Genomic DNA, 4,618 nt, shown 5'->3' with positions numbered 1-4,618 from the left:
CAATAAGTACACCTTTATCTTGCAATAAGTACACCTTTATCTTGCAATAAGTACACCTTTATCTTGCAAAGTGACACTCAACAAAATAGAGTGTACTTATATACTTTAAAAAAACATGTGTGCTTATGAAAAAGGAACTAGTCGTTAAAGATAATGCACTAATAAATGCCAGTTATAATTTAGACCTATCAGAACAACGTTTAATACTGTTAGCCATACTTGAAGCTAGGCAATCAAATACACCCAATGATAAAGATTTGACGATTCATGCTGAAAGCTATATCAACCATTTCAATGTTCATAGAAATACAGCCTATAAAGTTCTTAAAGATGCTTGCAAAAGCCTATTTGATCGTAGATTTAGCTATCAAAAGCTGACTCAAAAGGGCAACATTGAGAATGTAATAAGTCGATGGGTACAACGAATATCTTATGTAGAGAATGAAGCTCTTGTTCGTATTAAGTTTTCTGATGATGTTGTACCGTTGATTACAAATTTAGAAAAACACTTCACCAGTTATGAACTAGAGCAAGTCAGCAGTTTAACTAGTGTTTACGCTATACGCTTGTATGAGTTGCTTATTGCATGGCGTAGTACAGGCAAAGTGACTATGGTAGAGCTAGAAGAGCTTAGATTAAAATTAGGCATAGAACCCAACGAATACAAGAGAATGGGGCAATTTAAAGAAAAAGTTTTACACCTTGCCATTGATCAAATTAATAAGTACACAGATATAAAAGCAGAGTATGAACAACACAAACGTGGTCGTTCAATTATTGGTTTTTCATTTAAGTTTAAGCAAAAATCACAGCCGAAAAAATTAGATTCTAAGCGTGACCCAAACACCCCTGATTTTTTCATCAAAATGACTGATGCTCAGCGCCACTTATTTGCCAATAAAATGTCTGAAATGCCCGAAATGAGCAAATACTCACAAGGTACGGAAAGCTTTCAGCAATTTGCTATTCGTATCGCTGACATGCTTTTAGAGCCTGAAAAATTCAGAGAGCTTTACCCATGTTTAGAGAAAGCAGGGTTTCAAGCATGATGAAATTAACTAACCTATTAGAAGAATTTCAAGGCATTCAAGCTGAATACCTCGACATCGTTAATTATGAAATTGCAAGGGAAAATATATGCGGTTATATCTTCCTATTATCCCGAATATCCCAAAATGCCGAACCCACCGAAAAAATGCAGATGGAAAGCAAAATAGAGGATTTAATTTACTATCGGGATAATTTGCAGATCGAAAATATCCAAAAGATCTTAAATAAGCTAATTCCAGAGTATAAAGCCGAACAAGAAAAACAAAGAGCTAAGAAAAATTAGGCTTTCTTCTTAGCTTTACTTTTTTGTTTTGGCTTAACAATAAATTGCTCTCCCAAAGCCTTACCTTGTTTAAAAGTAACAATTTCCTTAGCCTGAATTTTAAGTTTTTCTCCAGTTTTAGGATTGTGACCCATTCGTTCTGCACGTTGTTTTACTGAAAAAGTACCAAAATCAACTAATCGGACATTTTTTTCTTCAACTAAGGCTTCTGTGATTACCTCAAGAACAGAATTTAGAACAATTCTTGCTTCATCTTGGGTAATGTTTAATTTAGGCGCTAATTTGGAAATTAAATCGGCTTTATTCATAATTAATTTTCCTCAATATTTGGTAAGTCAAAAAGCTGTCTATCTCTATTTTCAGTTAAATATTCATTAAGTTCTGTGAGTATTTTTTCTTTATTGGCTTCGTTAGCATTCATCTTTTTAATCAAGTAAGAACCGAGCAAAATCTTACGTCTTGTATCGTCCTTTCTTTCCTGTTCCTTCTGCTTCGTTTTTTCTCTTGCTTCGATAGCCTGTTTTTGGGCTTTTAACTGTTTCAGCTTTTCTAATTGAGCTTCAATTTTCTTTTCGATATTTTCAGCAGATTTTGTCATAACGTTTAATTTCGGGATATAGAAAACCACTCAAGCATAAGACCCTATAAATTGAAATTCAAGCGGGCTATATGCTATCGTGTTTTTCATGAAATGCGCACTTACGACTTAAATTTCATCCAAGTCAAAGTTTGCGTAAGGGGAATCCCCTTAACCTCAAAAAAACTGCTACGCAATTTTTTAAAAGCAAAAGCATCTCAAGGCGACTGCATGGCAATCTATCATTGTTCAACTAAAACAGTTAACCGAAGTTCAGGACGAACTGCGGTTGCATCAAGTGCCTATCGTGCAGGAGAAAAACTAGAAGATGAACGCACAGGACTGACCCATGACTTTACGAGAAAAGAAGGTGTCGCCCATTCTGAAATTATATCTAATCTAGATATTGAAATTGACCGTGGCAAACTTTGGAACTTGGCAGAAAAAACCGAAAACCGTAAAGATGCCCGAACTGCTAGAGAATGGGTGATTGCCCTACCTGATGAATTAGACGCTGATCAACGTAAGGACTTGGCAAAAGACTTTGCCAGGTCCTTAGTTGATCGCTATGGCGTGATTGCAGATTTAGCTATTCATGAACCTAGCAAAGGCGGTAATGATAAGAATCATCACGCCCATATCATGCTTACCACCCGAAAAGCCGAATTGGACACTGACAATAAACTCACCCTGACCACCAAAACCGATATCGAACTCAGCAACGCCAAACGAAAAAGCCTTGGTATGGGGACAACCCAAGAAGATATTAAGCAAATTCGAGAAACTTGGGCAGACTTAGCCAACAAAGCATTGGAACGTGCAGGCTATCGAGAAAAAATAGACCACCGCAGCTATGCCGATCAGAACAACGGACTACAAGCCACCATCCATGAAGGCACCAAAGTCACCCAATTACGCAGACAAGGCATAGATACTGAAATTAGCCGTTTTAATGACAACGTCAAACAGCAAAATACCCAACAGCTTCACCAACAGAAACAGCAAAAAGAGAGCGTTTTACAGCGTGGTTTAAGCCGTGTTGATCAAGGTTTTGATCAATGGCAGAAGAATCAAGAAAGCAAACGTCTAGAACTGGAACGCCAAGCGGAAATGAAGCGACAGCAAGAATTAGATAGACAACGAGCCGAGCAAGCACTCCGCAAGGCATCTCAAAAACGAAGTAGAGGCGGAATGTCATTATGAGTAATCAAAATGATCTAGATGACCAGTTATATATTTTATTGGCATCCATGAAAGAATACAGGGGAGCCATAGCAGATGATAACAAGCGATTAGAGACGTTTTACAATAAAGTAGCTAGTGGGATACTAGAACAGAGCAAAAAGACCCTAAATAACGCAAATCAAGATGCTACACGTGCCCTTCAAGGTCGTATTCAGGAGTTAGATAAAGCCACCGATAAATTGAACTACAGATTTATTGCCTTGTTGTGTGCAATTTTCCTTAGTCTGGTATTAGTTTTCCTGTCTTTTATATTTTTATTTATTCCAAGTTTTGATGAAATCCAGCAGCGACGAGCAGAAGCAGCTTGGTTAGAACAGAGTTACAACCTAGATATTAAAAATTGTAATGGTAAATCTTGTGTGCGGATCATGAAAAATGACTGTCACGGAACGAATAAGGATTATTGTGTGATTGATCCTAAATAATTACTGATAAATACTTTGCTCGGCTCTTCTCTTAATCTTATTAATAACGGATGTTGCAAAGTGGCTCGACTTTAAAACATGGCAAAAGCCATATTTCAAAGCATCGAGCTAAATTTTAATTAAACACGTTTCAACCCCATGATATGACGCACCATATCGTTAATCTGCTGTTTTGTTTCATCATCTTGAGAACTTAGCCAAGTTCACTCCAAACCGCTATTTATGAAAAGGATTATCAAAATAGTCTTTCAACATTGAAATTATTAAGATCAATATAATTATGAAACAAATAATAATTCCAATGATATAGATATCCATAAGCTTAACCAAACTGGTTTAAATTATTGAATAATGATACTTCGATGTAATTTTTTGTAACAGGGGGTGTAGTAATTTTATTTTTTAAATTTTCCTAAAATTAAAATAATACACCTTATACGAAACGTGTTATAATAAACTTTGAAATTCAAATACTTATTTAAAATTTTATAGCCCATCTTCCCCAAGGTGGGCTTTTTTTATGATTTCTCATGTTCCACGCTTATTATTTAATCAATGTTTCACAACTTTGATTAGCTCCATTAAATAATTAAAACCTAGATAATAAGAACCGAGCGAGTGTCTACGAGCGATTGAGCATCATCAAAATTTCACGCTTGCCTTTTCTCTGATTACAAGCTCCCTTTCGATTTTAAACGGTAGGTACAGAGCATCCCGAATGGGTGCGAACTTTGGAGTTTTTGCTTTTGAAAAGCCACGAGCGAAGCGAGTGCCATAGTCCTGTTTTGCTTTTAGAAGTTAGTACTGAAACTAATTAAAAACTGCCCCTCGAAGCGAGGAACGAGCTTCAATAAAGTACGAGCTTTAGCGAGTACCTAGGGCAGTTTTAAGCACTCCCCTCTTTTTAATATTTTTTAATTTTTTAATTTTTAGCTCCTATAATCAATTGATAAATAGGAATAAAAACACCAATAAGTACACCTTTATCTTGCAATAAGTACACCTTTATCTTGCAATAAGTACACCTTTATCTTGCAA

Annotated in this window: 6 protein-coding genes; 4 read left to right on the top strand and 2 right to left on the bottom strand. The window is 36.0% G+C overall.

The genetic code is table 11. From position 1 onward, the window contains the following. Positions 1 to 125: 125 nt before the first annotated feature. Together repM and F890_RS00060 are read left to right on the top strand one after the other, a co-directional pair. The gene (gene repM, locus F890_RS00065; RefSeq protein ID WP_005265321.1) at positions 126 to 1,049 is read left to right on the top strand and encodes a replication initiation protein RepM; all 924 of its coding nucleotides are present in this window, start codon (positions 126 to 128) and stop codon (positions 1,047 to 1,049) included. Then, positions 1,046 to 1,333: a hypothetical protein gene (locus F890_RS00060; protein WP_005265320.1), complete on the top strand. Its 288-nt coding sequence runs from the start codon at positions 1,046 to 1,048 to the stop codon at positions 1,331 to 1,333. Before repM ends, F890_RS00060 begins: the two co-directional genes overlap by 4 nt. Here the strand turns inward: F890_RS00060 and F890_RS00055 are convergent. Together F890_RS00055 and F890_RS00050 are read right to left on the bottom strand one after the other, a co-directional pair. Beyond that, on the bottom strand, positions 1,330 to 1,641 hold the full coding sequence (locus tag F890_RS00055; protein ID WP_005265319.1) for an HU family DNA-binding protein: 312 nt from the start codon (positions 1,639 to 1,641) through the stop codon (positions 1,330 to 1,332). The two genes, F890_RS00060 and F890_RS00055, sit on opposite strands and share 4 nt — an antisense overlap. A gap of 2 nt (positions 1,642 to 1,643) precedes the next feature. Further along, the gene (locus tag F890_RS00050) at positions 1,644 to 1,931 is read right to left on the bottom strand and encodes a hypothetical protein (RefSeq protein ID WP_034618715.1); all 288 of its coding nucleotides are present in this window, start codon (positions 1,929 to 1,931) and stop codon (positions 1,644 to 1,646) included. Positions 1,932 to 2,141: 210 nt separating this feature from the next. Here F890_RS00050 and mobQ point away from each other — a divergent pair, with 210 nt between their 5' ends. Both mobQ and F890_RS00040 read left to right on the top strand, forming a co-directional pair. Further along, positions 2,142 to 3,113, top strand: a complete 972-nt coding sequence (mobQ, locus tag F890_RS00045) for a MobQ family relaxase (protein WP_005265317.1) — start codon at positions 2,142 to 2,144, stop codon at positions 3,111 to 3,113. Beyond that, entirely contained in the window at positions 3,110 to 3,580 is a 471-nt protein-coding gene (locus tag F890_RS00040) for a hypothetical protein (protein ID WP_005265315.1), read from the top strand. Before mobQ ends, F890_RS00040 begins: the two co-directional genes overlap by 4 nt. Positions 3,581 to 4,618 lie beyond the last annotated feature (1,038 nt).

It is taken from the genome of Acinetobacter sp. CIP 64.7, from assembly GCF_000369745.1.
Lineage (GTDB): Bacteria > Pseudomonadota > Gammaproteobacteria > Pseudomonadales > Moraxellaceae > Acinetobacter > Acinetobacter fasciculus.
Note: the sequence above shows the minus strand (reverse complement) of the source record. Positions and strands in the feature narration are given on the sequence as shown.

Bases quoted from the DNA above. Each gene is read 5' to 3' on its own strand.
- repM (WP_005265321.1), top strand. From the start codon at position 126: ATGAAAAAGGAACTAGTCGTTAAAGATAATGCACTAATAAATGCCAGT.
- F890_RS00060 (WP_005265320.1), top strand. From the start codon at position 1,046: ATGATGAAATTAACTAACCTATTAGAAGAATTTCAAGGCATTCAAGCT.
- F890_RS00055 (WP_005265319.1), bottom strand. From the start codon at position 1,641: ATGAATAAAGCCGATTTAATTTCCAAATTAGCGCCTAAATTAAACATT.
- F890_RS00050 (WP_034618715.1), bottom strand. From the start codon at position 1,931: ATGACAAAATCTGCTGAAAATATCGAAAAGAAAATTGAAGCTCAATTA.
- mobQ (WP_005265317.1), top strand. From the start codon at position 2,142: ATGGCAATCTATCATTGTTCAACTAAAACAGTTAACCGAAGTTCAGGA.
- F890_RS00040 (WP_005265315.1), top strand. From the start codon at position 3,110: ATGAGTAATCAAAATGATCTAGATGACCAGTTATATATTTTATTGGCA.